Source organism: Rhizobium sp. RU20A (assembly GCF_900155885.1).
Taxonomy (GTDB): Bacteria; Pseudomonadota; Alphaproteobacteria; order Rhizobiales; family Rhizobiaceae; genus RU20A.
Genome location: NZ_FTMB01000001.1, coordinates 805,903 through 832,446, shown reverse-complemented (window position 1 = coordinate 832,446; position 26,544 = coordinate 805,903). Strand labels below are relative to the sequence as shown.

The following is a 26,544-nucleotide window of genomic DNA, read 5'->3' as shown; positions in this document are numbered from 1 at the left end:
ACCTCAGGCCGTTTCGTAGGGGACTTCGATCTGTGGCGTCTTCGTGAGCCAGGCCGGGACAGGCAGCGCCTTCGACCGCAGGAAGTCGGGATTGAAGAGTTTCGTCTGGTAACGATTACCATAGTCGCACAGGATCGTCACGATCGTATGTCCGGGGCCGAGGTCGCGGGCAAGGCGAATGGCGCCGGCAATGTTGATGCCGGAGGAGCCGCCGAGGCAGAGGCCTTCCTTTTCAACGAGGTCGAAGACCAGCGGAATCGCCTCGCTGTCGGGGATCTGGTAGGCGAAATCGGGCGTGAAGCCTTCCAGATTGGCTGTGATGCGGCCCTGGCCGATGCCCTCGGTGATCGAGCCGCCTTCCGATTTCAGTTCGCCCGTCGTGTAATAGCTGTAAAGGGCGGCGCCGAGCGGATCGGCAAGGCCGATCTTGATGTCGGGATTGAAGCCCTTGAGACCCATGCCGACGCCCGCCAGCGTGCCGCCGGAGCCGACGGCGCAGATGAAGCCATCCACCTTGCCATCGGTATCGCGCCAGATTTCCGGTGCCGTCGTTTCGACATGGGCGTCGCGGTTTGCGGTGTTGTCGAACTGGTTGGCCCAGACTGCGCCGCGCGGGTCGGTCCTGGCGATCTGTTCGGCAAGGCGGCCCGACAGGCGCACGTAATTGTTGGGGTTGCGGTAGGGCACGGCCGGCACCTCCACGAGTTCGGCGCCGAGAAGACGCAGTGCATCCTTCTTCTCCTCGCTCTGGGTCTCGGGAATGACGATGACGGTGCGGTAGCCGAGCGCGCGGGCGACGAGCGCCAGGCCGATGCCGGTATTGCCCGCCGTGCCCTCGACAATAACGCCGCCGGGCTTCAGCGCGCCGCTCTTTTCCGCGGCGCGAATGATCGACAGGGCGGCGCGGTCCTTGACCGACTGGCCGGGGTTGAGGAACTCCGCCTTGCCGAGGATCGTGCAGCCGGTCAGTTCCGAGGCGCCCTTGAGGCGGATCAGCGGCGTGTTTCCGATGGCTTCGAGAACGGAGGGCAGGGCGGACATGGGGGCTCCTCGGGCGGGCGGTTCGCGGGGGCTGCGGGACGTCGGTGGCGGACGGTCAACGCAGGGCGGGGCAATTGGCAAGACGTGGCGTGTTTTCCGTCCAGCCGCAGGGAAATTCAAGCAACAGCGTTGCGCCGCCTCGCCGTCCCGCACAAAAAAAGTTCAGGGGGAAATTTATTCGACATCACGGCGCCGCCCATTGATCCAGTGCTTGACGCCGTACGTAGCGCACAGGAAAACAGGCATGCATGATCGGATGGCGTTGCAATTGTGCCTCTGGTCTTCGCTGAAACATGGTGCAGTCCGCCAAAAGGACAAGCGCCAGAAAACAGGACACGGGAAAAGAGTGCGGACAGAACTTGAGACCATAGACGCCCTGCTGGCGCATTACGCTTCCGGCCTCCTGCCAGAGCCGGCCCGCGTGATCGTGGAGGCGCATCTGGAGATCAAGGCGGCCAACCGGCCGCTGGTCTCGGTGTTCGACGAAGTCGGCGGCGACATTCTGATGCGCGGCGAGGCCGAGCCGATCAGCCGGCGGAACGAGCGACTCGACGCGATCTTTGCCGCCGCACCGTTGGCAACCCCGGCTCCGAACCCGAAGGTTGTCTTCGAGACGGGCGGCGAACCCATTCTCATGCCGAAGGCGATCCGTGATTTCGTCGGTTTGGATGCGGACCGGATTCCGTGGCGCAGCAAGCTCCCGGGCTTCAAGGAGCATATTGTCGGCGATTTCGACGGTTTCGAAGTGAGTTTCTTCTGGATCCGTCCGGGTCGCGCCGTGCCGGCCCATACCCATCAGGGTTGTGAACTCTCGATCGTTCTCGACGGCGCGTTCAACGATGCGCGCGGCCGGTTCGGGCGCGGCGACATTTCGCTCGCCGACGACAGTGTCGATCATCGCCCGGTGGCCGAGAAGGACCGGCCCTGTTTCGGCTTCGCCGTCGTTGATGCGCCGCTGAAGTTGACCGGCTCTTTGCGTCAGTTGATCGGAGACTTGATCGGCTGATCCTTGCCCTATCTCCCGTCGTATAGGTCGTCAAAGACCGCGACAGGAGATTATCATGGCCGACGCTTTCATCGCAAAACCGGATCAGGGCGTGGCCTGGGTCACGGGGGCCAGCAGCGGCATCGGCCGTGCCATCGCCCTCGACCTCCTCGCCGCCGGCTTTCGTGTCGTGGTCACGGCGCGCAGCCATGAAAAGCTGGTCGAACTGCAGAATGCCGCGGCCGATCCCGATCGCGTCATCGTGCTGGATGGGGACGTCACCAATCCCGACGACATGACGCGGGTGCTGGCGGCAATCGAATATGAGCACGGGCGCGTCGCGCTCGCCGTCCTCAATGCCGGCATCTACATCCCTGTCTCCGGCGACGATCTCAAGCTTGAGGATTTTCGCAAGACCTTCGACGTCAACCTGTCGGGGGTCGTCAACGGGCTGGTGCCGCTGATTGCCCATATGCGCCAGCGTCAGGGCGGGCAGATCGCCATCGTTTCTTCCGTCACCGGCTATCGCGGCCTGCCGACGAGTGCAGCCTATGGCGCCACCAAGGCGGCGCTGATCAATCTCGCCGAATCGCTGAAATTCGACCTCGACCATGAGAACATCCACCTGCAGATCATCGATCCCGGCTTTGTGGAGACAGCGGCGACGGCCTCGAATGCTTTTACCATGCCGGCTCTGGTGACGGCCGAGGAGGCGGCGCGGCGCATCGTCAAGGGGCTCGGGACCTCCGCCTTCGAGATCACCTTCCCGCGACGCTTCACCTATGTGCTGAAGCTGCTGCGCATCCTGCCCTATGCGCTCTATTTCCCGCTGGTGGCGCGTTTGACCGGATGGAACAAGCCGAAGGCGGAGCGGGAGCGGCAACGGGCGGCGGCGAAGAGCTGACCGCTCCCCTTACCGGTCTTTGATGGCGCGGGTGCCGATCTTGGAACGGAGATCGGTCTGCTCCAATTCGCCCAATGGAAAATTCCACATCAGCGCGATGGCCACGAGTTTGAGCGCAACCGGCAGCCAGGCGTAGAGCATGGCGAGGGCGAAAAGGGCGTCCCCGCTGTTTTCGGCGCCCGGCTCCGTGGAAAAGCCGGCCAGCGCCAGCAGCGGAAAGACGATGCCGACGCCCGCGGCCAGCGAGAGCTTGGTCGCAAGACCCCAGGCGGCGAAGTAAAAGCCGCTGCGCTGGTCGCCGGAGGCTGCCGTGTCCGCATCGATGACATCCGCCTGGATCGCCGCGGGCAGCACGAGATCGAAGCCGAGCAGGATGCCCGTGAGGACGCAGACCGCGCCGAAGCCGACCACCGCTCCGGCCGGCAGCAGCGGTGCGAGCGCGAAGACCGCGCAGGCCGCGATCATCGCCAGCGACCAGGCCCGGTGCTTGCCGATCCTGCCGGCGACGAAGGAGGCGAGCGGAACGCCGGCAATGCCGCAGAGGAAATAGAGAAAGAGGAAGGGACCGCGCAGATCCGGCAGCCCGAGCCGGGCGGAAACGAAATAGAGGAACAGCGTTGCCGGAATACCGTTTGCGAGCCCGTTGAGAAAGAAGGCGACGAGCAGACGCAGGAACGGCCGGTTGGCCGCGATTTCCTTCATCGCCGCGGCAAGCGGCAGCGGCGAGACGGTGGTGTCCTCGGGCTCCGGCACGCGGCGGATGGCGAGCGCGCCGAGCACCGGCAGGCTGACGGCAACGGTAAGGCCGAGCGCCGCAAGGCCGGAAAAGCCGGTCGTTTCGAAGCCGATCGCAAAGGGCATGACGATGGCGACGAGCGTGCCGACCAGCGTGAAGATCTCGCGTGTGGCGGCAAGGCGCGTGCGGCCGTGATAGTCTTCGGAAAGTTCTGCCCCCCAGGCGGAATAGGGCACCATGCTGAGGGTGAAGGACAGTGACAGGGCCAGCGACCAGAGTGTGAGGTAAACGAGCCCGGCATCGGCCGGTGGCCAATAGAGCATCAGCGCCGAGAGCGCCGACAGCGGCAGCGAGAGAGCGAAGAGGGCGCGCCGCCGTCCGAATGCCGGCCGCCAGCGATCGGCGACATAGCCGGCCAGGGGATCGGTGACGGCGTCGAAGAGCCGGACGGCTAGCAGAACCCAGCCGACGGCGGCGATCGAAAGACCGATGGTTTCGGTGTAGTAGGTGGGCACCAGCGCATAGAGCGGCAGGCCGAGGGCGGCCAGCGGCGCGGCGGGCAGGGCATAGAAGAGCCTGGTTGCGCCGGGCAGTTTCCGATCCTGCCCGGCAGGCCTGCTCTCACTCATAAACGACCTGGCGCACGTCGATGTTTCCGGCCCGGAAGCCGGCCTCGCAGTAGAAGAAATAGAACTCCCACAGGCGCTTGAAACGCCGGTCGAAGCCGAGCGCCTCGACCTTGTCCCAGACCTGCCAGAAGCGCTCGCGCCACTCGGCGAGGGTGCGGGCGTAGTCAAGGCCAAAGCCCATGTCGCGCGTCATGCTGAGGCCATGGTCGCGGCCGATCGAGACGAGGTGTTCGCGCGTCGGCAGCATGCCGCCGGGGAAGACGTATTTCTGGATGAAATCCGGGTTTGCCCGGTATTCCTCGTAGCTTTCCTTTTCGATCGTGATGATCTGCAGGCCCGCCTTGCCGCCCGACTTCAGGCAGCCGCGCACCTTGCCGAAATAGGTCGGCCAGTATTTTTCGCCGACGGCCTCGAACATCTCGATGGAGACGACCCGGTCGTAAAGGCCGGCTTCGTCGCGGTAATCCTGGAATTTGATGTCGACCTTGTCGGCAAGGCCCTTGCGCTCCATGCGTTCGCGGGCAAAGGCGAGCTGCTCGCTGCTGATCGTCAGGCCCGTGACCCGGCAGCCGATTTCGGACGCGGCAAATTCGGCAAAACCGCCCCAGCCGCAACCGATTTCCAGCACGTGGTGTTCGGGCCTGAGATCGATCGCTTCGGCGAGCGCCCGGTATTTTGCTGTCTGCGCACTTTGCAGGTCGTTCGCGCCCGTCTGGTAGAGCGCCGAGGAATAGGTCATCGTCGGGTCGAGCCATTCGCGGTAGAAGGCGTTGCCGAGATCGTAATGGGCGGAAATATTGCGCCGCGACCCCTTCCTGGTGTTGGCGTTCATCCAGTGGCGGAATTTTTCGATGAGGCGCAGCACGCCGCGCGCGCCATTCGGGAATTTGGCGCCGACTTCGCTGTTGACGAGGAAAAGTTCGAGAAAGGCGCCCACGTCCGGGCTGTCCCAGTCGCCGTCCATGTAGCTTTCGGCGACCGCGATCGTGCCGCCGGTAACGGCGCGCTGCGGCAGGTTCCAGTTGTGGAGGGTCACGGCGGCGTTGGGGCCGGCGCTGCGGCCGCGGATCATCACGGTGCGCCCGTCGGGCATGGTGAGCTGGAGCGAACCAGCCTGCAGGTTGACGAGCCCCTTCAGCACCAGCCGGGCGCGTGCCGGAAGGCCGCGCAACTGGCTGGCCAGGCTCTCCTTGGAGAGCATTTCGACCGATCCGGTCTGCGAACAAAAACGATTGGTTGCACTCATGCCGTCATGGCCTCCCACCTGTCTCATCACCCCTTTCGGGGTAGCCTAACGTCATTCCGCTGCCTCGCCAAGAATGTGGGGGTGTGGGAAAGACGGTGAAGGCGCATTTGCTGGCTGCGCGCCGCCGAGCGGCTTTCGCGCGCCGTTCTTCCAAAGGCTCGCGTCTGCCTTTGGCGGATCGGGTCGAGGGATGTAACGCACACCCTTCAGGAAAAGTTTCAGCGCCTCCCAGTGGATGGCGCCGACGATCTTGGCCGTCAGCATCGGCATGCGGGCAACCAGCGACAGCAGCGTTCCCGTCGTCAGCGGCTTGCGGTCACCCGCGAAGGTCGCCGACAAGAGCGGCCCCTCGGCATCGGTCTCGAGGATACGCCAGCGGATGGACTTCCCCGGCGGCAGCATGCGGAAGTGGTAACGGGCGGACAGCGCGATGAAGGGCGAGACGTGGAAGATCTTCTCGGCGCTCTGGCGAAGACCCGCAGGCCCGATCTCGCCAGCGCCGACGGGGCAGACATAGGTGTGGCGCTCTCCGAACGTGTTGCGCACCTCGTAGATGACGGCGGTCAGGCTGCCATCGGCCGCATAGGCATAGTAGACGGCAAGCGGATTGAAGACCTTGCCGAGCACGCGGGGATAGCAGACCAGCAGGATGCGCGCCGGCGGCATTTGGATCCCTGCCTCGGCGAGCAGCGCGTCGATCGACTGGCGCAGGCCCCGCGGGGTGCGCCCGCCATGGTCCTTTTCATAAAAGGACAGGAGATTGAAGCGGTTGACCGAAAACAGCCGGGACAGGCCGTTCGCCTCCTCCAGACGGTCGAGATCGACCATCAGGGAAAAGACGTCATAGGTGAAGCGATGCCCGACCGGCTTCATGCGCTGGTGCATGACGGTGCCGTCGAAAAAGGCGGCGGCCGCCTCCGGCGGCGGACCGTTCGACGCTATGTCGGCACCGCTGCGGCCTCTGGTCGGCTCTTCGCTCATTCGGCAGCCTCGAGGCGGGGCAGGGTGGTGCCGGTCTGGCGCCAGGGGATGATGCCGCCCAGCGCTTCTGCGGCCGCAAGGCCGGAGGAAAGGCCATCCTCGTGGAAGCCGTATCCCGTCCAGGCGCCGGCGAAATAGGTGTTGTTGTCACCCTGCATCGCCTTCAGCCTCGCCTGTGCCTTCATGGAGCGGGCGCCGAACTGTGGATGATCGTAGCTGAATTCGCGGAAGACGAGATCGCGGTCGGGCTCTCGGTCCGGATTGAGCGTCACGAAGAGCGGCTTCTTCGCATCGATGCCCTGCAGGCGGTTCATCCAGTAGGTGACGGCAACGCCCTGCGCGCCGGTCGGCTGGCTGGAGCGCAGATAATTCCAGGACGACCAGACGCGCTGGCGCTTCGGCATCAGCGCCGGATCCCGGTGCAGCACGACGCGGTTGGCCTGATAGGGCACGGCGGTCAGGATGGCGCGTTCGGCCTCGCTTGCATCCTTCAGCATGGAAAGCGTCTGGTCGCTGTGGGAGGCGAGGATGATTTTGTCGAACCGGTGCGTCTCGCCGTCGGTCGTCTCGATGGTCACGCCCTGTGCCGTGCGGGTGACGGCGGTAACGCCGACGCCGATCTTCACGCGCGCGCCAAGCGGCTTCAACAGCTTTGTCAGATAGTTGCGGCTGCCGCCGCTGACCGTGCGCCAGCGATGCGGCGTCATGTGCACGAGACGGTGGTTGTCGAAGAAGTTGACGAAATGCTCGGCCGGAAATTCCATCATCCGCCCGGCTTCCGTCGACCAGATCGCGGCGGCCATGGGGATCAGGTAATTGTTGGTGAAGCCCGGAGAAAAGCCGCGCCAGTTGAGATAATCTCCGATCGACATGGCCGTGAGGTGGCCGGCGGCGCGATCGGCGATGCACAGCTTGTTGAAGCGCAGGATCTCGCGGATCATCCAGAGGAAGGATGGGCGCAGAAGGTTGCGCTTCTGGGCAAAAAGGGTCGAGAGATTGTCGCCGCTCCACTCCAGCTTGCCCCGGTCGAGGGAGAGCGAGAAACTCATGTCGCTCGCGTGTGTCTCGACGCCGAGTTCAGCAAAGAGCGCCGTCAGGTTCGGATAATTCGCCTCGTTATAGACGATGAAGCCGGTGTCGACGGCGACGGGCGTGCCCTGATAGTCGATATCGACGGTGGCCGTGTGGCCGCCGGCGCGGGCATCCTTTTCGAACAGCGTCACGTCATGCACGCCGTGCAGCGCCCAGGCGGCGGACGCGCCCGAGATCCCGCTGCCGACGACCGCGATCTTCAGCCGGCGCCCGAGCTCTGTGGACGAAGGCAGGGTATGGATGGTCGCGGTCATGCGGGCTCCTCGAGCGACTTGAAAGCTTCGAGCGCGCGGTCGCGCGCCGTGTGGTGGTCGACGACGGGCGTCGGATAGGTTTCGCCAAGGCGCACGCCGGCGGCCTTCAGCTCGGCCGGCTTCGCCTCGAAGGGGCGATGGATAAGGCGGGCGTCGAGCTTGGCGAGCTCCGGCACGAAGGTGCGGATATAGGCGCCGTCCGGATCGAACTTCTCGCCCTGCAAAATCGGGTTGAAGATGCGGAAGAAGGGCGCCGCATCGGCCCCGGAGCCGGCCACCCACTGCCAGCTGGCTGCATTCGAGGCCGGGTCAGCATCGACAAGCGTATCGCGGAACCAGGCTTCACCGACCCGCCAGTCGATCATCAGGTCCTTGATGAGAAAGGACGCGGCGATCATGCGGACGCGATTGTGCATGTAGCCGTGACGCCAGAGCTGGCGCATGCCGGCATCGACGATCGGATAGCCGGTCTCGCCGCGCTGCCAGCGCTTCAGCGCCTTGTCATCGCACTTCCACGGGAAACTGTCGAATTTTGGCTGGAGATTGCGCCGGTCGAGATCGGGATTGTGGAACAGCAGATGGTAGGAAAAATCCCGCCAGGCCAGTTCCTTGCGGAAATGCACGATATCGTCACCAGGCGCATCGACACCGCGGGTCGCATGCCAGACGCTCGCCGGGCTGATTTCGCCGAGCGCCAGATGCGGCGAGAGCATCGAGGTCGTCTCGCCATCGGGAAAATCGCGTTTCACCTTGTAGCCGGCAAGGGCCTTTTTCACGAAAGCCTTGAGGCGCTTGGCGGCGCCGGCCTCGCCGGGCTCCCAGACCTCGTGAAACGTCTTGGCCCAGTCCGGCTTGGTCGGCAGCAGCGCCCAGTCGGCGAGATCCTCGCTCTTCAGCTTACCTGAAAAACCCTTGATGTGCCGCGGGGCGGCCAGCGGTTCGTCCGGCTCACCCTCTGCCTCCAGCGCCCGCCAGAAGGGGGTGTAGACGCGAAACGGGCCGCCGCTCTTGGTCTTAAGGGTCAGCGGCTCGTGCATCAACTGGCCAGCGAAGCTTTTCACCGCAATGCCGTCGGCTTTCAGCCCGTCCTTCAGGGGGCCGTCGACGGCGGTGCCGCTCGGCTCATAGCGGCGGTTCCAGTATATGGCATCCGCACCCGTCTGACCCATGAGATCAGCAAGGACCTTGTCTGCCGAACCACTGCGCAGGATCAGGCTTGCGCCCGCCTTGTCAAGGCTTTGCGAAAGCGCGCTCAGGGAATGGTGGAGCCACCAGCGCTGCGCGGCGCCGAGCGGACCGTTGCCGGTCTCGTCAGGCTCGCGGATGTAAAGGGGGATGACCGGCTTGCCCGTATGAACCGCCGCCGCGAGGGCGTGGTTATCCGCCAGTCGGAGATCGCGGCGAAACCAGACTATGACGGGAGCCTGCCCGCTGTCCTTCGCCGATCCCTGCTTGTCGCTCGTCATTCAAAACCCTGATCTTCAACATTACCGACCGTTTACGCAGGTACGGTGTTGCCGGATCAAAGGTTTCACCTTCGCAGATCATTTCCCGAATTCAGGCAACAATCAATAAGCATCAGCTCAATTCACAGTGAGCAGATCAAAAGAATAGCTTGGAAGATTTGGAAAAATTTGGCTCCCCGGGCCGGATTCGAACCGGCGACCTGTCGATTAACAGTCGAATGCTCTACCGCTGAGCTACCAGGGAACGTCGGCGGCGAAGACGTTTGTGTGCGCCGCTGATGTGGTGCTGCTCATACTGGTCGTTTTCCGATTTGCCAAGCGCAAATTTCAAAAAAATGCATTGTTTGCGCAATCAATCGGTGCCGGCCTTGTCAAACTGTGGACAAGCGACCATCTCCCGCCACCATGGAACAGCCAAACAAACCAGACGCGAAGCCGGCCCCGCGCTTCGGCATCGATCCGCGCACCGGAAAGCTCATGATGGGATCCTACGGGATGCGCCTGCCGCAGTCGCGTGGCTTGCGCATCGCAATCGGCATCGTGCTGGTGATCCTTGGATGTCTCGGCTTCCTTCCCATCCTCGGTTTCTGGATGGTGCCGCTTGGTCTTCTTGTCCTGTCCAACGATCTGGCGATGGTGCGCCGCAGGCGGCGGCGTCTTTCGGTCTGGTGGAACCGGCGGCGGCAGGCCCGTCGCCACGACGCGTCCTAAGGTCGCGGCATGAAAACGGTGGGGGTGCGGGAACCAGCCTGCCCGCCGCGCGTTCATCCTCCCGAACCGGCGACGGGATCGCGGACAAACGGAGACGTGCCCATCGGCCTCTTCGCTCATCCACATCTTGGGCCCGCGCATCAACAAGGGCGCGCCCGTCGGCGGCGGCCAAGGAGGCATGATGAAGACGTTTCTTTCCACTATTGCCGTTGCCGCTGCGGTCACCATCGGCAGCTTTGCAGGCACCGCTCCGGCCACTGCCCAGGACCTCGAACTGCGCATTGGCCCGGATGGCGTTCGCCCCGTCATTCGCGATCGCACCCCGGAGCGCGAGCGCGTTCGTGACCGCGACAACCGCCGGGGCTGCTCCGAGCGCGAGGCGCGCGCCGCGGCACGCCAGGCAGGCCTGCGCGATCCGGAGGTCACACGCATGACGTCGCGCCGCGTCGTCGTCGAAGGCATGACGCGCCGGGGCCCGGACGAGATCGTTTTCGCGAATGTGCGTGGTTGCCCGGAAATCTGACCCTACAAGACAGTGCGATTTATCGGGGCGGCCTGCAAGCCGCCCTTTTCCATGCGCGGCGCCGGACTGTCCTTGCCTTCCTCAATATTGACACACGTCATTCAGACATGTCGACTGATCCGCAAATGCAAACTGGCGGTCCCTCGGCCGCCAGCGCATGTTTTTTCGGGGGCTCGCTGCAGAGCCATGTGGGCGGGCGCCTCAGGAGTCGACGTGGCCCGAGGATGCGGCTTCGGCCGAGGTGACGGCGAGGGCGAGCGAAACGCCCTTGACGACGCTTGCGCCGGAAGCGGCGAGCGCTGCCACGTCGGCAAGCTGGCCCGATGCGGCATCGAGCTTCACCACCGTGCCGGCATCGGTGTCGGCGACATAGAGGTCCTTGGAATCGTCAAGTGCGAAAACAACGGTTGCCATGGGAAATTCCTTCCTGATCCAATGTTAGGGGGTTCGAAATCCGGCCTTCAGCAGCCCCTCCCTGTAATGCTCCACCTGTGCCCTGTCCTTGAAGACGATGAGGCTCAGCCAGTTCATGACATCAAAATCGGGAGTGGCTTCCATGACGCGGCGCACGCGCGCGTGCGCCTCGTCCTGTTGGCCCAGCATCGCATGGGCGGCGGCAGCAATCCGGTCGCCCGGTGCCTGGTCCTTCATGCGACTGACAAGGGCAAGGGTTTCCTCGTAACGTCCGAGGAAATAGTTGGCGCCGGCTGCGGACCAGAGATAGCAGTCGGGCGCGATGGGGCTGTGTTCGAGGGCGCTGTCGAGCTTCACCAGCGCATCGGCGGGCCGTGAGGCATGCACCAGCGTATCACCGTAGCTGTAAAGGCCGTCGGCGTGATGCGGGCTGAGGCTCTCGGCGTGGGCCAGCGCCTCGACGCTCTGGTCGATGTCGCCGAGATAGATCTGCGTCATGCCGAATTCGCGGTAGCCGGAGGATTGCAGCGGATCGGCGGCAATGGCGCGGCGCGCATAGGCATCGCTTGCCTCGATCAGGCGCGCATCGCCGCGCGCCGTCAACAGCCATTCGAGATAAAGGGTCCGGGCGATGCCGGAGAGGGCGGGCGCGAAGGTCGCGTGCTCGGAAAGCGCCTTCTCGAAAAAGTGTCGCGCCTTGCGCGTCGCCGGCAGGCTGATCTTCAGCAGTTGCTGGTTGCCGAGCAGATAATTCTGATAGGCGTCGCCGCAGAGCGCATAAAAACCGCTGATGGTCTGCGAGCGCATGATGTGTTTCGTCACATTGAGGCAGATATCCGCGATCAGCTTTTGGCGCCCTTCGAGCAGCCTGTCGGCGGCCAGCGGCAGGCGCGCGGCCCAGATCAGTTCGTCCAGCGGGAAGAAGATGAGATTGACGACCAGCGTGCCGTCCGACAGGCGCGCATCCAGCGCGTAGCTCACCCGGTGGCGGCGCAGGAATTCCACCTTGCCCGCATCCCCGCGCAGGCGGTAGGCCGTATAGGGCGAGACGATGACGAAGGCCCGCTCCTGGCACAGCTCCACCGTGACATCCTCCACCAATGCGCAGGCGATCCGATGCAGTGTCGAATCGCACCCCTTGGTGCGCGCGGGCGGCAGCAGCGCGACACGGGGCAGCATCTGGGTGGAGGCATCGTTCACGCCGACACTCCGCGCCAAGGGCGAGCGGTCAAGACCACGCGCAGGATGCAGCCGAAAAGACAGATGGCCGACCGATGAGGGTGTGTCATGTCGCGGTTCACAGGTTGGCTGGCGGGACGAAAGGTGGAAAAGCCACTCTGACACGGCGTGCGTGCGCCCTGCAAGCACGCCTGACGCCTTCGGCATCGATGGACGCCGGTTCGCAAGACACGGAGGAAACCGACACGGCCGCTACCGGGCCGGAACGCGGCGCGAACACGAAAGGTGCGCAGCCCACGATCACGGGCATGACAGCCGATCCTCATCTCCCAAGCGCACTCCTCCCTTTCACGGTTGAATGAAGCATTGCGGAAATACGCGCTGAAGTCGAGCCCCTGATTTGCGGGAGGACGACAATTCACCGTCGAGGGCGCCTTGTTGCCTGTGCGGCGGAAAACCTTGGACCGTCAGGCTCTGCCCGAGCATAGAGGGAAATCTACGCCGTGATGATGCCATCCCGAACCGCAGGTGGCGCCGCGCCGACGTAGGGGAACGACAGCTTGCCCTTTACCGATTCACCGCCGATTTTGCCGGCCTGATGAGCCACTTCAGTACCGTCGCCACCGAGAACGCATCGTCGGTCTGCGTGGAGCGGAGGCGATCTGTGGCAAGCCGCGCACCAAAGGCAGACCCGGACGGCATCTTTGCAAAGGTCAGCCAAGCCAGTTCTGCCGCTTCGCCAACGATTCGGATGGGGAGAGGGCGGCGCGCCGGGTCCAGATCAATGCCGCGTCGGTGTCTCATGTTGGCCTCGTTTCTAGGCCAAAACCAGACGGTCTTAGACAGTTTCCAGGAAACTGTCTAAGACGCAAAACCTAGGTCCTTGAATTTGTTGGAGGCCTCGCCCGGAATTGAACCGGGGTACAAGGATTTGCAGTCCTCTGCGTCACCACTCCGCCACGAGGCCTCGCTGCGGTCCGGCTTGGCGCCGGATGTGAGGGGGCGTTTAGACCGATTTTAAAGTGAGCGCAAGCGGTCCCAAAACAAACCGGCCGATTTTTCCGCTCCGCCCCCATCGGATGGGGGCAAGCCTTGTTCCGCGCGCCGCCCTTCCTGTTGGCAGCCAAGCCGGCTCAGTGATAGCGGCGGATGAGGCCGACAAGCTTGCCCTGGATCTTCACCCGGTCGGGCCCGAAAATCCGCGTCTCATAGGCCGGGTTGGCGGCTTCGAGCGCGATCGACGCGCCTTTGCGGCGGAAGCGCTTGAGGGTGGCTTCTTCTTCATCGACGAGCGCAACGACAATCTCGCCGGGATTGGCGGTGCTGGCATTGCGGATGATGACGGTATCGCCGTCGAGAATGCCGGCCTCGATCATCGAATCGCCCTTCACCTCCAGCGCGTAGTGATCGCCATTGCCCAGCATTTCCATGGGAACGGCGATTTCGTGCGTGGTGTTCTGGATGGCCGAGATCGGCACGCCGGCGGCGATTCGGCCCATGACCGGCACGGAGACCGATCCGCCATCCTCCTTGCCGCCCGCGAGCTTTGCCGGCGGCGCGGCGGCCGGGACGGGGGTGGGCTTGCCGAGGGAGCCCTCGATGACGCTCGGGGAAAACCCGCGGCGCGGCGCCAGGGTCGGCTGGTAGGCTTCTGGCAGTTTGATCACCTCCAGCGCCCGCGCCCGGTTCGGCAGGCGGCGGATGAAGCCGCGCTCCTCGAGCGCGGTGATCAGCCGGTGAATGCCCGACTTCGACGCAAGGTCCAGCGCGTCCTTCATCTCGTCGAAGGACGGGGGAACGCCAGACTCCTTCATCCGCTCATGAATGAAGAGCAGCAGTTCCTGTTGCTTGCGGGTCAGCATGCGTGGCCTCCAAAATCGGAAACAAATCCAGAACGGACACTATCTGTTCCATTTGTGTTCCGCAAGGGGCTAAGAAAGGATGAATGCAAGGGCTGGACGAGGAAATTCTGGTGGCCGCTGCGGGAATCGAACCCGCACGGGCAAAGCCCGAGGCATTTTAAGTGCCTTCCGTCTACCAATTTCGGCAAGCGGCCGTCTTGCCGGCCGTCATGCCTCACTGCGGCGATTCCCGCAAGGCGTGCGGGGTGTCGCCGCGAAGCTCGAACGTCCGGGTCAGCCGCTCGGTTGTTCGCGTCCGAGGGCTGGCCGGGACAGCGGCCTTTCTGCGCGAATCAGCCGTCGACGACCTCGGCTTGCGGCCGGTCGCCACCATCGGCATGTTCGGTGTGCCAGTTGCCGTCCGCATCCTGATAGACGATTTCGGCATCCTCGCCGCCCACCTGCTGCTCGATGGCGGCGATCTTGGCGGCGCGCAGCGCGGCCTTGTGGGTCGGGAAACTCTCGGAGTAGGCGCCGTCGAGCTGGTAGGCCCAGCCGCCGTCATGTTCGACAATGGAATAGCGGATCACAGTCATCGGGTTCTCCCGGAGCGCGCAGGGCCACATCGCGTGACCGGGCGTGCTCCCTCTCAGTTGCGAGTGTGCCCGGCGGGGAGCGCTTTTCCCCCTTTGCCGGACAGGTTCGAGGCGCACCGTTGCGGATGCAGAGTGAGAACGATCCGAAGCGTCGCCCGGTTCCGCCGCATCCGTTCGTCCAGTCTATCACGGGCCGTTGGCCCCCGCCATCGTCCGGTGCCGGCCGGGAAAGACGCCGCTGTCCCGCCCACGCAAAAGCCCCGCCTGCCTGCGGCAGACGGAGCGTTCGATAGGATCTGTCGGGCGTTTATCAGGCCGAGAGCTTGGCTGCCAGCTTGGCAACATGGGCACCCTGGAAGCGGGCGCCTTCCAGCTCGACCTCGGAGGGCTGGCGCGACCCGTCGCCGTCAGTGATGGTGGTGGCGCCGTAGGGCGAACCGCCCTTGACGACATCAACGCCCATCTGACCCTGGAAGGCGTAGGGCAGGCCGGCATAGACCATGCCGTGGTGCAGGAAGGTCGGGACGAAGCTCGTGATCGTCGTTTCCTGGCCGCCGTGCTGGGTCGCCGAGGAGGTGAACATGGAGCCGACCTTGCCGACGAGCTTGCCGGCAAACCAAAGGCCACCGGTCTGGTCCCAGAAATTGCGCATCTGCGAGGCGACCGAACCGAAGCGCGTGCCGGCGCCGACGATGATGGCGTCATAGTCGGCAAGTTCGTCCGCCGTCGCGATTTCGGCGGCCTGGTCGAGCTTGTAATGGGAGGCCTTGGCGACCTCTTCCGGCACCAGTTCCGGAACGCGCTTGACGGTGACGTCGGCGCCGGCCGACTTGGCGCCTTCAGCAACTGCATAGGCCATGGTCTCGATGTGACCGTAAGCGGAATAATAGAGAACCAGTACCTTTGCCATCGTCGTCTCCTGATGTTTCAGCGTGGAATGTCTGGCCGGGCAGAAGTGCCGTCCCGGTTCATTGGCAACGATGTAACAGATTGCGTCCTTGCGGCCAGTCTTGCGGTGCGAACGCAGTGTTCACAATCGGTGACCGATCCGGTCATATTGTCGTCGCGTAGAGGGTCGCCAGTCTGATAGATAATCGTCAGCCGTCATGCGCCACGCCGTGGCGGGGACGGCTGCCGGCTCGTCCAATGTACCATCCGATCGCGGAGCTTTACCTTGAATACCCCCGTCACTGCCGCCATCCTCGCCATCGGCGACGAGCTCCTCTCGGGGCGCACCAAGGACAAGAATATCGGGCATCTCGCGGAAACGCTGACGATCGCCGGCATCGACCTCAAGGAGGTGCGCATCGTTGCCGATGACGAGGCCGCGATCGTCGAGGCGCTGAATGCGCTCAGGGCCCGCTACACCTATGTCTTCACCTCCGGCGGCATCGGTCCGACCCATGACGACATCACGGCCGATGCCGTTTCGGCGGCTTTCGGCGCCGAATGCCGGCATGATCCGGAGGCGATGCGATTGCTTGCGGAGATGTATGCCCGGCGTGGCATGGAGTTTACCGAGGCCCGCCAGCGCATGGCGCGCATGCCGGTCGGCGCGCGCCACATCCCCAATCCCGTCTCCACCGCGCCGGGCTTCGTCATCGGCAATGTGCACGTGATGGCCGGCGTGCCGCAGGTGTTCCAGGCGATGGTCGCAGCCGTCCTGCCGACGCTTGCCGGCGGCGTGCCCGTTCAGTCGCGGTCCGTGCAGTCGAGCTTCGGCGAGGGCGATATCGGAACGCCTCTCGGCGAGATCCAGAAACGCCACCCTGAAACCAGCATCGGCTCCTATCCGAAATTCGACGGCAAAAATTTCTCGACCGAGATCGTCGTGCGCGCCCGCGAACTTGCGTTGATCGATGCGGCGATCGCTGAGGTCGAGGCGATGCTGGCGGAGATTGCGGCGCGCAAGGTGGTGCCGAAGCCCGACTGAGCGGGCTTGCGGCTGTTAGTTCGCGGCGGCGATCGTGAACTTCTGGTCGACGCTGGCCGTGCGGTTGCCGTTGATGTCGTTGAAATGGTAGCGCACGACATAGTCGCCGGCCGGCGCGCCGCTGACATCGATGGTCAGCGTCGAATAGATTTCCTGGTTGCGCACATAGCCGGTGAAGGTGAAGTCGCCAAAGGCCTTCTGGCTTGCGAGCACCTGGCCCTCCGGATTGAGGATGTCGAAATCGACCGTGAAGTGCGTTTCGATCTGCCCGGCCGTTGCCGCCGGCTTCCAGGTCAGGCCGATCGGTTCGACGTAGGAGACGAGCGATTCGCCCGCCTTGAAGACCGGCGCGTCCTTCGGCGTATACATGGCATAGCCCTTGGGATCGCTGGTCACGAACACGGCCTTGCCGATGGTGAAGGGCAGGTTGGCGGAAAAGACGCTGACGGCCTCGCGCAGCGTCTCGTGGGCGCCGAGCACATCGCCGGCCGCCGCCTGTTCCTCGGCCTTCTTGGCCGCGTCGGCGAGGGGGCCGGCAAGGACCGGGCCCGCGAGAAACGCTGCCGCAGCCGTGCAGATCATCAGTCTCTTCATTAGGTTACGCGCGATCATGTCCGTCCCCGTATCGCTTGTGTCGGCGCGAGACTTCGGCATTTGACCTTTTCTGTCAAGCCGTCAGGCCCAGGCGATGGCGACCAATTTCAGCGCCGCCAGAAGACCGGTGTCAGGATGACGAGGACGGTCAGGATTTCGAGGCGCCCGAGCAGCATCATGACCGAGAGAAGATAGAGTTCGGGGGCCGCGAGCGTCGAAAAATTGCCGACCGGACCGATGAGCGGACCAAGACCGGGGCCGACATTGGAGAGTGCGGTGATGACGGCCGAGGTCGCCGTGATGAAATCATAGCCAAGCAGCGCCATGACGAGCGAGCCGAAGACCCACAGCAAGAGGTAGATGATGACGAAGATGAAGATGGCGCGCTGCGTGTCGGCATCCACCGTCTTGCCGCCGTAGCGCACGTGGTAGATCGCATCGGGATAGACGAGGCGGTTCACGCCGGCGCGGATGGCATTGAAGAGAATGATGAAGCGATAGGCCTTGAGGCCGCCTGCCGTCGAGCCGGAACAGCCGCCCATGAAGGTCGCGATGAAGGCCAGCATCACGATGAAGGGCCCCCACAGCGAATAGTCCGTGCTGGCATAGCCGGTTGTCGAGAGGATCGAGGTCACGTTGAAGAAGGCGTGGATCAGCGCGTCATCGAAGGGCGCGCCGTTGACGAGGCGGTGATAGATGCCGGCCGCCATCGAAAACAGGGTGAGATAGAGCAGGAAGACGATGATCTGCGGGTCGCGCAGCGCATGCAGCCGTCCGCGCACGAAGAAGACGATCAGGATCGAAAAGGGCAGGCTGCACAGCGCCATGAAGAAGGTCGACGCGATCAGGAGGCCGCGATCATCCGCGTAGTGACCGAAGGATGCGTCCTTGGTGGAAAAGCCGCCGGTGGCGATCGTCGACATGGCGTGGTTGAGCGCATCGAAGCCGGTCATGCCGAGGCTGGCATAGGTGATGGCGCAGACCACGGTGATGCCGACATAGACGGCGACGAAGGCGCGGGTGAAATTGGCGATGCGGGCGAAGGTCTTCTCGTTGGTGTCGGAGCTTTCCATCTTGAAGAAGGACATGCCGCCGACCCTCAGGAACGGCATGATGAAGAGACCGAGCGCCACGACGCCGATGCCGCCCATCCAGCAGATCAGCGAGCGCCACAGGAGAAGGCCGGGCGGCGCATTGTCGAGGCCGACGATGACGGTGCTGCCCGTCGTGGTGATGCCGGAGACCGATTCGAAAATCGCCTGCGCGAAGGTGAGGTTCAGCGAGGAGAGCCACAGCGGCAGGGCGCCGATGACCGAAAAGCTCAGCCACAGCACGTTAACGACGAGAAAGCCGAAGCGCTTGGAAAAGGGCGGCGGGCCGGACCGCGTCGCGATCGCCGTGGCGGCGCAGAAGCTGCCGACCATGAAGGAGGAAAAGACGAAGAGCTTCCAGTCATCGTGGCCGGCATAAAGGTCCACGAAGGCCGGCAGAAGCATGGCGGCGGACAGGTAAAGGCCGAAGATCGCGGAGACGTGCACGGCGTGCCGGAAGAGCATGGCGTTCAACGGAATTGGTCCTCTTCGGCGTCAATGCTGGCGGCGCGCGCCTCAAGCTCATGGTGTCAAGGCCATGGTGCGCTGCGTTGCAATATGCCATAGCGATCCGCATCCTCAAACTCAATGGGAGGGCGTCGATGCAAGAGGCAGAACGGTTCAGGACGGGCGTTCACGAGGCAGCGGAGGCGATCCGCAGTCTGTTTCCGGCAACGCCGCTGCAACTCAACGAACACCTCAGCAAGCGGTGGGGCGCCCGCGTCTATCTCAAGCGCGAGGATCTTTCGCCGGTCCGCTCCTACAAGATTCGCGGCGCCTTCAATTTCTTCCGCAAGGCGCTGGCCGCCAATGACGCGCCGCGCACCTTCGTCTGCGCCTCGGCCGGCAACCATGCCCAGGGCTTCGCCTTCGTCTGCCGCCATTTCGGCGTGGAAGGGGTGGTCTACATGCCGGTGACGACGCCGCAGCAGAAGATCGACAAGACCCGCATGTTCGGCGGGCCCTTCATCACCATCCGCCTCGTCGGTGACATCTTCGACCAGTGCTACCGGGCCGCGCAGGAGCATGTGGCGGCCACGGGCGGTGTCATGGTGCCGCCCTTCGACCACGCCGATATCATCGAAGGGCAGGCGAGTGTCGCGGCAGAGATCGTCGAGCAATTGCCGGAGGGCGAGCGGATCGACCGGATCGTGATGCCGGTCGGCGGCGGCGGGCTTTCGGCCGGGCTGACCGGCTATCTGTCGGAGCAGGTCGCGCCCGACGCCTTTCTCTTTGCGGAACCGGCCGGCGCGCCGAGCCTGAAGCGGAGCCTCGAGAGCGGCGCGATCGTCACCTTGCCGCGCGTCGACAATTTCGTGGATGGCGCGGCCGTGGCGCGGATCGGTGCGATCAATTTCGAGCGCCTCAGCCGCTTTTCCGCCGAACAGGTGATGTTGCTGCCGGAAAACGCCATCTGCGCCATGATGATCGAGATGCTGAATGTCGAGGGCGTGGTGCTGGAGCCGGCCGGAGCCCTTGCGATGACCGCGCTGGAGGCGCTGGGGCGCGAGGCGCTGGAAGGCCAGACGGTTGTCGCCATCGTCTCCGGCGGCAATTTCGATTTCGAGCGGCTGCCGGATGTCAAGGAGCGCGCCATGCGCTATGCGGGGCTGAAGAAATACTTCATCCTGCGCATGCCGCAGCGCCCCGGGGCGCTGAAAGACTTTCTCACGCTGCTCGGTGAGGAGGACGACATTGCCCGCTTCGAGTACTTGAAGAAGTCCGCGCGCAATTTCGGCTCCGTGCTGATCGGCATCGAGACGAAGTGGCCGGAGAATTTCCCGCGCCTGCTGGCAGCTTTCGATGCCTCCGACCTGCAATATGAGGATATCACCGACAACGAGATCCTCTACAATCTCGTTATCTAGCGGAAATGCTCTGTTTAAACGTTCCAATCCGCTCTAGGTAGAGGTGAACGGCGGAATATGGCGGCCCAAGGGCCGTAAAGGCTGAATGAGGGTTCCATGGCTTCGTTTTTTTCAAAGCTCTTCGGAGGCGGCAAGGACAGCGCGCCTGCCGCGACGACCGAGCAGGTTCAGACCCATGCCGATTGCACCATCCGCGCCCGGCCGATGCGCGAGGGCGCCCAGTACCGGATCGCGGGGGCGATTGAAAAGACGATCGATGGCGTGGTGCTGACGCGGACCTTCATCCGTGCCGACGTGTTTGCCAGCGAGCAGGATGTGCTCGAAGCGACGTTCCGCAAGGCGCGCCAGATCATCGACCAGAATGGACCGCATCTTTTCTCCGACGGCGCGCCGAGCCGGCAGGTGTGAAATAGCCGAATCCGGCGGCGATCCAGCCGCCCGGCGTGATGCTTGCCGGCACGGCGTCCCACCCGGTGCCGTCCTGCAAGGGAAAATCGAGCCTCGGTGATGGCAGACATGCATCTCTACCCCCTGAACATGGCACTGCTGATCGTCGAGGCTGCCTTTTACGTCTTCGTCATGGTGGGATTGCTGCATCTTCGCCATCGCATCGGGCTCGGCGTCTTTCTGGCGGCCCTTGGTGTCATGCATTTCATCGAGACCTATCTGGCCGCGGTCTTCTACATCCCCCTGGCCTTCGGCGTGATCTCGCCGGGGTCGGTGGTGTTCTTCGCGGGAAAGCTGATGATGATCCTCCTTCTTTACGTGAAGGAGGATGCGGCAACGGTCCGCCAGCCGATCTACGGCCTGTTCATCGGCAATTTTCTCGTTCTCTTCATCGGCCTGATGCTGCGCTTTCACGAGACGTTGCCGGTCGTTCCGGGTCGTTTCGCCGATCTCGCCTTTCTCAACGAGATGGGCTGGCTGATGGTCTGGGGCACGCTGCTGCTCTACATCGACGCCATCGTCATCATCTTGCTCTACGAACGGCTCGGAAGCTGGCTGTCGCGGCACATCACCCTGCGGCTCTTCATCTGCGGCGCGGCGGTTCTCACCTTCGACCAGATCGGCTTTTACGCCGCGCTTCGGACGGTCAATGATGCGCCGGGCGATGTCTTTTGGGGCGGCTGGTATGCCAAGATGGGGGCGGCGCTTTTCTATGCGGTCGCGATCGGACTTTACGTCAAGGCGACCAGCAGTGCCGCGCGCGGGGGGGCGACGGGCAACGGCTGGCGCCCGCTTGGCGATGTCTTCAACGACCTGACCTTCCGCGAGCGTTACGAAACCTTGCTCGCCCATTCCGGCCGTGACGGCCTGACCGGGGCACTGGACCGGGGGCGGCTCGAGGCTGACGGCTCGGCGCTTGCGGCGCGCGCGGCCCTCTCCGGTCTCATCATCGTCGATGCCGATCACTTCAAGAGCGTCAATGACCGGTTCGGCCACCCGGAGGGCGACCGGGTGCTGCGCGACCTCGTGCGCGTGCTTCAGGGCCGATTGCCGCCCGCAACCGAGCTTTACCGCTATGGCGGCGAGGAATTCGTGGTGCTTGCCGACGGCGTCGACACGGACCTCGTGACGATCGCCGAAGGCCTGCGCGGGGCGGTGGAGAGCGAATTGCAGACCCGCGACGGCCAACCCGTCACCATAAGCCTCGGCCTCGCCAAGGCGCCCGCCGACGGCGCCGACCTCGCCACCCTCGTCACCACCGCCGACCGGCGCCTCTACCGGGCCAAGCAGGACGGACGCAACCGCGTGGTGGCCGCGGGGTGAGGGCAGGCAGCGCGGCGGCTTGACGATTTGTATCCTGAGGGATACAAATTTGCATGATCCGGTTTGAAAAGACCACTGTCTTCGATCAATGGCTGAAAGACCTTCGCGATCGCCAAGGCCGCGCTCGGATCCTGACGCGCATCGTGGCGGCTGAGCAAGGCCATTTCGGCGATTGCGCGTCCGTCGGAGGCGGAGTTTCCGAGATGCGGATTCACTACGGGCCTGGTTATCGCGTCTATTTCACCCGCCGCGGCGAGACCGTCTATCTGCTGTTGATCGGCGGGGACAAAGGCAGCCAGCAGCGCGACATCCGACGCGCGATCACCATGGCGGGAGCGCTCGGCAAGGAGGGCACATGACGACCAGTTCTGCATTCGAAATCAGCGATTACCTCGACAATGACGAGATGATCGCTGCCTTTCTCTCTGCGGCGCTTGAAGACGACGACCCGGATGTCTTTCTGTCCGCGCTTGGACATGTTGCAAAGGCCAAGGGCATGGGCGACGTTGCGCGCGATGCCGGGCTTGGCCGCGAAAGTCTCTATAAGGCGCTGAAAGAGGGGGCGCGGCCACGATATGATACGGTCATGCGGGTGCTCTCCGCCCTCGGCGTCAGGCTGACGGTGGTGGACAAAGTGGCATAGAGTGAGTTGGAGGAGCGTGACGACCGCCTTTGTGGTTCTCAAGTGCTTCCCATCCCCCGCAATTCCCCCTATACCGCGCCCTGCGCGACCGCTTCCGGCCGGCGCCTCGTTCCCATGCACCACCCGCATTCGTAGGCGGGACTGGATCAGGAGATTTTGATGTCTGTTTCCCTTACCTTTCCCGATGGCTCCGTCCGCTCCTATGAGCCGGGCACGACCGGCCGTGCGGTTGCCGAATCGATTTCCAAGTCGCTCGCCAAGAAGGCGGTCGCGATTGCGCTCGACGGCGTCGTCACCGATCTCTCCGATCCCGTCACCGACGGCCGGATCGAGATCGTCACGCGCGAAGACCCGCGTGCGCTCGAACTCATCCGCCACGACACGGCTCACGTCATGGCCGAGGCCGTGCAGGAGCTCTGGCCCGGCACGCAGGTCACGATCGGCCCTGTCATCGAGAACGGCTTTTACTACGACTTCAAGCGCGTCCACCCGGACAGCGGTGACGACTGGCCCTTCACGCCCGATGATCTGCCGGTCATCGAAAAGAAGATGAAGGAGATCATCGGCCGCGGCAAACCGTTCACCAAGGAAGTCTGGCCGCGCGAAAAGGCGCGTCAGGTCTTTGCCGAGAAGGGTGAGCGCTACAAGGTCGAACTGGTCGATGCCATTCCGGAAGGGCAGGATCTCAAGATCTACTATCAGGGTGACTGGTTCGACCTCTGCCGCGGGCCGCACATGGCCTCCACCGGCCAGATCGGGACGGCTTTCAAGCTGATGAAGGTGGCCGGCGCCTATTGGCGCGGCGACAGCAACAATCCCATGCTGACCCGAATCTACGGCACGGCCTGGGCGACGCAGGAGGACCTCGACCGCTACCTGCACATCCTCGCCGAAGCCGAAAAGCGCGACCACCGCAAGCTCGGCCGCGAAATGGATCTCTACCATTTCCAGGAGGAGGGCCCGGGCGTCGTCTTCTGGCATGGCAAGGGCTGGCGCATGTTCCAGACGCTGACGGCCTATATGCGTCGGCGGCTGGCGGGCGCCTACGAAGAGGTCAATGCGCCGCAGGTGCTGGATGCCTCGCTCTGGGAGACATCCGGTCACTGGGGCTGGTACCAGGAGAACATGTTCGCGGTGAAGTCGGCCTATGCCTTTACGCATCCGGACGACAAGGAAGCGGACAACCGCGTCTTCGCGCTGAAGCCGATGAACTGCCCTGGGCACGTCCAGATCTTCAAGCACGGCCTGAAGTCCTACCGCGAGCTGCCGATCCGCCTCGCGGAATTTGGCATCGTGCATCGCTACGAGGCCTCTGGCGCGCTGCACGGCCTCATGCGCGTGCGCGGCTTCACGCAGGACGATGCCCACGTCTTCTGCACCGATGAGCAGATGGCGGCCGAATGCCTGCGCATCAACGCGCTGATCCTCTCGGTCTACGAGGATTTCGGCTTCAACGAGGTCGTCGTGAAGCTTTCCACGCGCCCGGAAAAGCGCGTCGGTACCGATGCCCTGTGGGATCGCGCCGAAAGCGTGATGATGGAGGTGCTGAAGACCATCGAGGAACAGTCGGAAGGCCGCATCAAGACCGGCATCCTGCCGGGCGAGGGTGCCTTCTACGGGCCGAAGTTCGAGTATACGCTGAAGGACGCCATCGGCCGTGAATGGCAGTGCGGCACCACGCAGGTGGACTTCAACCTGCCGGAACGCTTCGGCGCCTTCTACATCGACCAGGCCTCGGAAAAGCAGCAGCCGGTGATGATCCACCGCGCCATCTGCGGCTCCATGGAGCGTTTCCTCGGCATCCTCATCGAGAACTTCGCCGGCCATATGCCGCTGTGGTTCGCGCCGGTGCAGGTGGTGGTGGCGACGATCACGTCGGAGGCCGACGATTACGGCCGCGAAGTCGCGGAACTTCTGCGCGATGCAGGTCTCCACGTCGAGACCGATTTCCGCAACGAGAAGATCAACTACAAGGTCCGCGAACATTCGGTCAGCAAGGTGCCGGTCATCATCGTCTGCGGCAAGCGGGAGGCGGAGGAGCGTTCCGTCAACATCCGCCGCCTCGGTTCGCAGAACCAGACGCCGATGGCGCTCGACGATGCCCTTGCCGCGCTGATCGACGAGGCGACGCCGCCCGATGTGAAGCGCAAGCGCGCCGCCCGCGGGCAGTGACACGAGACGAGGGCTGGCCGGATCGGCCGGCCCTTTTTCGTGGGGGGCGCTGACGCTCGGACCGCACGATGGTTTTGCCGCGCCGGTCCAACGCTATGCCGACAATAACAGCAGACGTTGCAAAGGCTCCTCACATGCTCTGTCAGAACAGTGTAATATTTCCGGCGTATGACGGCGCGATGACGAGGTGCGACGCTTGAAGTTCAAGGAATTGTCCTACGCGAATGCCAATGATCCGCGCCTGAAGCGCTGGTTCATCCGGTCCGTCGAAGGCCTGTCGGGCCGCAATCGCTATGCGAAACTCTACGAACGCTGGAAGACCGAGATCGTTGGCCGCAGCCCGCGCGTCTTCGGCGAGATGCTCGGCCTCATCGATGTGACGATGAGCGTCAGCGGCGAATGGCCGCCGCGCGATCTGCCGGACGGGCCGATCGTGATCGTCGCCAACCATCCCTTCGGCATCGGCGACGGCATCGCCGTGCTGGCGCTGGCCGAAGAGCTTGGCCGGCCCTTCCGTGTCCTCATAAACAACGAGCTTCTGAAGGTGCCGGAGATGGCGCCCTATTCGCTGCCGATCTCCTTCGAGGAGACCAAGGAAGCGCTGGCGCTGAACATGTCGACGCGCCATGAGGCGGTGCGGCTCCTCAAGGAAGGCGTGACCGTCGTCGTCTTTCCGGCCGGAGGTGTCGCCACGGCCCGCAAGGGCTTCGGGCGGGCGGAAGACCTGCCGTGGAAGATGTTCGCCGCCAAGCTCATCCAGTCGGCCCGCGCCAGCGTCATTCCCGTCTATTTCGAGGGCCAGAACGGCCGGCTCTTCCATCTCGCCAGCAAATTGTCGCTGACGCTGCGTCTTTCGCTGCTGATCCGCGAATTCCGACGGCTTTCGGGCAGCACGATCTCAGCGCGGGTGGGGCGGATGCTGCCCTATAGCGAGATTGCCGCCATCACCGACCGCAAGGAGCTGATGAGTCGCCTTTACAGCGCCGTTTTCTCGCTCGCGCCGCCGCCGCGCAGGCGGCTGCGCCGGGCCGGATAAGCGCCGGCAGCTGACCGCAGCGCAGCGACGTCACCGCCGCCGTGCGATCGTGATGATCTCCGGACTTTTCGCCGTGAAGGGCCGCGACTGGAAGTCGCCATACCGGGCCTCGAGCGAAAAGCCGCTCTCCTCGAGCCGCTTCGCCAGCGTCTCGGCATCGTGGAAGCGCAATGTGCTTTCGCTGGTCAAGGGCAGGCCCGGATGATCGCCGGCAAAGTCGTGCCGGAAAGACACGGTGCGCCCGTCGAAGCCGGAGGTGACGGTCGTGGTGATCGTGACTCGGCTGTTGTCGTCGAGCCGAACCACGGCAGGCAGGTCCGGCGTCCAGGTCTCCCACGGGCGCGCCAGCGGATTGCGGGTCTCGAAGGCGAAAGCGCCGCCCGGTACCAGGCACTGCCTCACGGTCGACAGGAACTGATCCACATCGTCGTCCGCGAGAATGGCCTGGAACGCATGTCCCGTCATGACGGCAAGGTCGAATCGCGCGTCTAAGCCGGGCTGGGGCAGGGTGCCGAGCACAAAGGTGATCCCTTCAAACGCGCGGGCACGGGCGAGCACCCCTTGCCCCGGATCAAGGCCGCACAGTTCGCCGCGATGACCGTACTGTCGTGCTTCGTTCAGGAGCGTTCCCGTCCCGCATCCAATGTCGAGCACGGCGTTTGCCTGCATGATGAGGGGGAGATAAAAATCGAAGTCGTCCCTGACGGCGCGCGGGTGCCAGGCATCGTAGATCTCCGATAGCAGGTGGTCATCGTAAAAGGGGTCGCCGGTCATCTCTGTCATCACCTGCCTCTGTCAAGGATCTGGAGAATAGTCATGTGGTGATGGCGCGCCAACCG

Annotated in this window: 26 protein-coding genes and 3 tRNA genes; 12 read left to right on the top strand and 17 right to left on the bottom strand. The window is 63.9% G+C overall.

Annotation, left to right across the window (positions count from 1 at the left end; all coding sequences use genetic code 11):
- Positions 1–3: 3 nt before the first annotated feature.
- Positions 4–1,041: a cysteine synthase A gene (locus F3H41_RS04090; RefSeq protein WP_149737261.1), complete on the bottom strand. Its 1,038-nt coding sequence runs from the start codon at positions 1,039–1,041 to the stop codon at positions 4–6.
- Positions 1,042–1,240: 199 nt separating this feature from the next.
- Here F3H41_RS04090 and F3H41_RS04085 point away from each other — a divergent pair, with 199 nt between their 5' ends.
- Together F3H41_RS04085 and F3H41_RS04080 are read left to right on the top strand one after the other, a co-directional pair.
- Positions 1,241–2,047, top strand: a complete 807-nt coding sequence (locus F3H41_RS04085; RefSeq protein ID WP_244616070.1) for a ChrR family anti-sigma-E factor — start codon at positions 1,241–1,243, stop codon at positions 2,045–2,047.
- 55 nt (positions 2,048–2,102) lie between these two features.
- Positions 2,103–2,930 (top strand): SDR family NAD(P)-dependent oxidoreductase, encoded by an 828-nt coding sequence (locus tag F3H41_RS04080; RefSeq protein ID WP_149737260.1) that lies wholly within the window; start codon positions 2,103–2,105, stop codon positions 2,928–2,930.
- Between the two features lie 9 nt (positions 2,931–2,939).
- Here F3H41_RS04080 and F3H41_RS04075 read toward each other — a convergent pair whose 3' ends face one another.
- From F3H41_RS04075 to F3H41_RS04050, 6 genes are all read right to left on the bottom strand, one after another.
- Positions 2,940–4,295, bottom strand: coding sequence for an MFS transporter (locus F3H41_RS04075; protein ID WP_149737259.1), 1,356 nt, complete (start codon positions 4,293–4,295; stop codon positions 2,940–2,942).
- Positions 4,288–5,541 carry a cyclopropane-fatty-acyl-phospholipid synthase family protein gene (locus F3H41_RS04070; protein ID WP_149737258.1) on the bottom strand — a complete coding sequence of 418 codons (1,254 nt, stop codon included), beginning with the start codon at positions 5,539–5,541 and terminating at the stop codon, positions 4,288–4,290. The genes F3H41_RS04075 and F3H41_RS04070 overlap by 8 nt, the downstream gene beginning before the upstream one ends.
- A 51-nt stretch (positions 5,542–5,592) precedes the next feature.
- Positions 5,593–6,522: a DUF1365 domain-containing protein gene (locus F3H41_RS04065; RefSeq protein WP_149737257.1), complete on the bottom strand. Its 930-nt coding sequence runs from the start codon at positions 6,520–6,522 to the stop codon at positions 5,593–5,595.
- A complete protein-coding gene (locus F3H41_RS04060) occupies positions 6,519–7,868 on the bottom strand; it encodes an FAD-dependent oxidoreductase (RefSeq protein WP_149737256.1) in 1,350 nt (449 codons plus the stop codon). Before F3H41_RS04060 ends, F3H41_RS04065 begins: the two co-directional genes overlap by 4 nt.
- The gene (locus F3H41_RS04055) at positions 7,865–9,334 is read right to left on the bottom strand and encodes a deoxyribodipyrimidine photo-lyase (RefSeq protein WP_149737255.1); all 1,470 of its coding nucleotides are present in this window, start codon (positions 9,332–9,334) and stop codon (positions 7,865–7,867) included. The genes F3H41_RS04060 and F3H41_RS04055 overlap by 4 nt, the downstream gene beginning before the upstream one ends.
- Before the next feature lie 169 nt (positions 9,335–9,503).
- A tRNA-Asn gene (locus F3H41_RS04050) sits at positions 9,504–9,578 on the bottom strand.
- A gap of 161 nt (positions 9,579–9,739) precedes the next feature.
- Here F3H41_RS04050 and F3H41_RS04045 point away from each other — a divergent pair.
- Entirely contained in the window at positions 9,740–10,045 is a 306-nt protein-coding gene (locus F3H41_RS04045; protein ID WP_149737254.1) for a hypothetical protein, read from the top strand.
- 181 nt (positions 10,046–10,226) lie between these two features.
- Positions 10,227–10,568 (top strand): hypothetical protein, encoded by a 342-nt coding sequence (locus F3H41_RS04040; protein ID WP_149737253.1) that lies wholly within the window; start codon positions 10,227–10,229, stop codon positions 10,566–10,568.
- A 201-nt stretch (positions 10,569–10,769) separates the two neighbouring features.
- On the opposite strand, the gene F3H41_RS04035 is transcribed toward F3H41_RS04040, so the two are convergent.
- The 7 genes from F3H41_RS04035 to wrbA form a co-directional block, all read right to left on the bottom strand.
- Positions 10,770–10,982 carry a hypothetical protein gene (locus F3H41_RS04035; RefSeq protein WP_149737252.1) on the bottom strand — a complete coding sequence of 71 codons (213 nt, stop codon included), beginning with the start codon at positions 10,980–10,982 and terminating at the stop codon, positions 10,770–10,772.
- A 24-nt stretch (positions 10,983–11,006) separates the two neighbouring features.
- The gene (locus tag F3H41_RS04030; RefSeq protein ID WP_149737251.1) at positions 11,007–12,182 is read right to left on the bottom strand and encodes a hypothetical protein; all 1,176 of its coding nucleotides are present in this window, start codon (positions 12,180–12,182) and stop codon (positions 11,007–11,009) included.
- An 872-nt stretch (positions 12,183–13,054) separates the two neighbouring features.
- Positions 13,055–13,128 (bottom strand) — tRNA-Cys (locus tag F3H41_RS04025).
- Between the two features lie 166 nt (positions 13,129–13,294).
- Positions 13,295–14,023, bottom strand: a complete 729-nt coding sequence (gene lexA / locus F3H41_RS04020; protein WP_149737250.1) for a transcriptional repressor LexA — start codon at positions 14,021–14,023, stop codon at positions 13,295–13,297.
- A gap of 108 nt (positions 14,024–14,131) precedes the next feature.
- Positions 14,132–14,217: transfer RNA gene (locus F3H41_RS04015), tRNA-Leu, on the bottom strand.
- A gap of 138 nt (positions 14,218–14,355) precedes the next feature.
- A complete protein-coding gene (locus tag F3H41_RS04010) occupies positions 14,356–14,598 on the bottom strand; it encodes a DUF2188 domain-containing protein (RefSeq protein ID WP_149737249.1) in 243 nt (80 codons plus the stop codon).
- Positions 14,599–14,908: 310 nt separating this feature from the next.
- Positions 14,909–15,508 (bottom strand): NAD(P)H:quinone oxidoreductase type IV, encoded by a 600-nt coding sequence (gene wrbA, locus F3H41_RS04005; RefSeq protein WP_149737248.1) that lies wholly within the window; start codon positions 15,506–15,508, stop codon positions 14,909–14,911.
- A gap of 264 nt (positions 15,509–15,772) precedes the next feature.
- Here wrbA and F3H41_RS04000 point away from each other — a divergent pair, with 264 nt between their 5' ends.
- Positions 15,773–16,531 (top strand): competence/damage-inducible protein A, encoded by a 759-nt coding sequence (locus F3H41_RS04000; protein ID WP_149737247.1) that lies wholly within the window; start codon positions 15,773–15,775, stop codon positions 16,529–16,531.
- A gap of 15 nt (positions 16,532–16,546) precedes the next feature.
- Here F3H41_RS04000 and F3H41_RS03995 read toward each other — a convergent pair whose 3' ends face one another.
- The gene (locus F3H41_RS03995) at positions 16,547–17,125 is read right to left on the bottom strand and encodes a hypothetical protein (RefSeq protein WP_244616122.1); all 579 of its coding nucleotides are present in this window, start codon (positions 17,123–17,125) and stop codon (positions 16,547–16,549) included.
- Between the two features lie 107 nt (positions 17,126–17,232).
- On the bottom strand, positions 17,233–18,690 hold the full coding sequence (locus tag F3H41_RS03990) for a TrkH family potassium uptake protein (RefSeq protein ID WP_149737246.1): 1,458 nt from the start codon (positions 18,688–18,690) through the stop codon (positions 17,233–17,235).
- 128 nt (positions 18,691–18,818) lie between these two features.
- Here F3H41_RS03990 and ilvA point away from each other — a divergent pair, with 128 nt between their 5' ends.
- The 7 genes from ilvA to F3H41_RS03955 all read left to right on the top strand — a co-directional run bounded on the left by ilvA (position 18,819) and on the right by F3H41_RS03955 (position 25,705).
- Positions 18,819–20,084, top strand: a complete 1,266-nt coding sequence (gene ilvA / locus F3H41_RS03985; RefSeq protein ID WP_149737245.1) for a threonine ammonia-lyase — start codon at positions 18,819–18,821, stop codon at positions 20,082–20,084.
- Between the two features lie 96 nt (positions 20,085–20,180).
- Positions 20,181–20,492 carry an HlyU family transcriptional regulator gene (locus F3H41_RS03980; RefSeq protein ID WP_149737244.1) on the top strand — a complete coding sequence of 104 codons (312 nt, stop codon included), beginning with the start codon at positions 20,181–20,183 and terminating at the stop codon, positions 20,490–20,492.
- Positions 20,493–20,591: 99 nt separating this feature from the next.
- Positions 20,592–21,854 (top strand): GGDEF domain-containing protein, encoded by a 1,263-nt coding sequence (locus tag F3H41_RS03975; RefSeq protein WP_244616069.1) that lies wholly within the window; start codon positions 20,592–20,594, stop codon positions 21,852–21,854.
- A gap of 53 nt (positions 21,855–21,907) precedes the next feature.
- Positions 21,908–22,213 carry a type II toxin-antitoxin system RelE/ParE family toxin gene (locus tag F3H41_RS03970; RefSeq protein WP_149737242.1) on the top strand — a complete coding sequence of 102 codons (306 nt, stop codon included), beginning with the start codon at positions 21,908–21,910 and terminating at the stop codon, positions 22,211–22,213.
- On the top strand, positions 22,210–22,497 hold the full coding sequence (locus tag F3H41_RS03965) for an addiction module antidote protein (RefSeq protein WP_149737241.1): 288 nt from the start codon (positions 22,210–22,212) through the stop codon (positions 22,495–22,497). Before F3H41_RS03970 ends, F3H41_RS03965 begins: the two co-directional genes overlap by 4 nt.
- A gap of 153 nt (positions 22,498–22,650) precedes the next feature.
- Positions 22,651–24,669 (top strand): threonine--tRNA ligase, encoded by a 2,019-nt coding sequence (gene thrS / locus F3H41_RS03960; protein ID WP_149737240.1) that lies wholly within the window; start codon positions 22,651–22,653, stop codon positions 24,667–24,669.
- Positions 24,670–24,865: 196 nt separating this feature from the next.
- Complete coding sequence (locus F3H41_RS03955; RefSeq protein WP_149737239.1) at positions 24,866–25,705, top strand: lysophospholipid acyltransferase family protein; 840 nt, start codon at positions 24,866–24,868, stop codon at positions 25,703–25,705.
- 30 nt (positions 25,706–25,735) lie between these two features.
- Here F3H41_RS03955 and F3H41_RS03950 read toward each other — a convergent pair whose 3' ends face one another.
- The gene (locus F3H41_RS03950) at positions 25,736–26,488 is read right to left on the bottom strand and encodes a class I SAM-dependent methyltransferase (RefSeq protein WP_149737238.1); all 753 of its coding nucleotides are present in this window, start codon (positions 26,486–26,488) and stop codon (positions 25,736–25,738) included.
- Positions 26,489–26,544: the final 56 nt, after the last annotated feature.

Excerpts from the sequence above, each read along its gene's own strand:
- F3H41_RS04090 (WP_149737261.1), bottom strand. The coding sequence starts at position 1,041 with ATGTCCGCCCTGCCCTCCGTTCTCGAAGCCATCGGAAACACGCCGCTG.
- F3H41_RS04080 (WP_149737260.1), top strand. The coding sequence starts at position 2,103 with ATGGCCGACGCTTTCATCGCAAAACCGGATCAGGGCGTGGCCTGGGTC.
- F3H41_RS04075 (WP_149737259.1), bottom strand. The coding sequence starts at position 4,295 with ATGAGTGAGAGCAGGCCTGCCGGGCAGGATCGGAAACTGCCCGGCGCA.
- F3H41_RS04070 (WP_149737258.1), bottom strand. The coding sequence starts at position 5,541 with ATGAGTGCAACCAATCGTTTTTGTTCGCAGACCGGATCGGTCGAAATG.
- F3H41_RS04065 (WP_149737257.1), bottom strand. The coding sequence starts at position 6,522 with ATGAGCGAAGAGCCGACCAGAGGCCGCAGCGGTGCCGACATAGCGTCG.
- F3H41_RS04060 (WP_149737256.1), bottom strand. The coding sequence starts at position 7,868 with ATGACCGCGACCATCCATACCCTGCCTTCGTCCACAGAGCTCGGGCGC.
- F3H41_RS04055 (WP_149737255.1), bottom strand. The coding sequence starts at position 9,334 with ATGACGAGCGACAAGCAGGGATCGGCGAAGGACAGCGGGCAGGCTCCC.
- F3H41_RS04045 (WP_149737254.1), top strand. The coding sequence starts at position 9,740 with ATGGAACAGCCAAACAAACCAGACGCGAAGCCGGCCCCGCGCTTCGGC.
- F3H41_RS04040 (WP_149737253.1), top strand. The coding sequence starts at position 10,227 with ATGAAGACGTTTCTTTCCACTATTGCCGTTGCCGCTGCGGTCACCATC.
- F3H41_RS04035 (WP_149737252.1), bottom strand. The coding sequence starts at position 10,982 with ATGGCAACCGTTGTTTTCGCACTTGACGATTCCAAGGACCTCTATGTC.
- lexA (WP_149737250.1), bottom strand. The coding sequence starts at position 14,023 with ATGCTGACCCGCAAGCAACAGGAACTGCTGCTCTTCATTCATGAGCGG.
- F3H41_RS04010 (WP_149737249.1), bottom strand. The coding sequence starts at position 14,598 with ATGACTGTGATCCGCTATTCCATTGTCGAACATGACGGCGGCTGGGCC.
- wrbA (WP_149737248.1), bottom strand. The coding sequence starts at position 15,508 with ATGGCAAAGGTACTGGTTCTCTATTATTCCGCTTACGGTCACATCGAG.
- F3H41_RS03995 (WP_244616122.1), bottom strand. The coding sequence starts at position 17,125 with ATGAAGAGACTGATGATCTGCACGGCTGCGGCAGCGTTTCTCGCGGGC.
- ilvA (WP_149737245.1), top strand. The coding sequence starts at position 18,819 with ATGCAAGAGGCAGAACGGTTCAGGACGGGCGTTCACGAGGCAGCGGAG.
- F3H41_RS03980 (WP_149737244.1), top strand. The coding sequence starts at position 20,181 with ATGGCTTCGTTTTTTTCAAAGCTCTTCGGAGGCGGCAAGGACAGCGCG.
- F3H41_RS03975 (WP_244616069.1), top strand. The coding sequence starts at position 20,592 with ATGGCAGACATGCATCTCTACCCCCTGAACATGGCACTGCTGATCGTC.
- F3H41_RS03970 (WP_149737242.1), top strand. The coding sequence starts at position 21,908 with ATGATCCGGTTTGAAAAGACCACTGTCTTCGATCAATGGCTGAAAGAC.
- F3H41_RS03965 (WP_149737241.1), top strand. The coding sequence starts at position 22,210 with ATGACGACCAGTTCTGCATTCGAAATCAGCGATTACCTCGACAATGAC.
- F3H41_RS03950 (WP_149737238.1), bottom strand. The coding sequence starts at position 26,488 with ATGACAGAGATGACCGGCGACCCCTTTTACGATGACCACCTGCTATCG.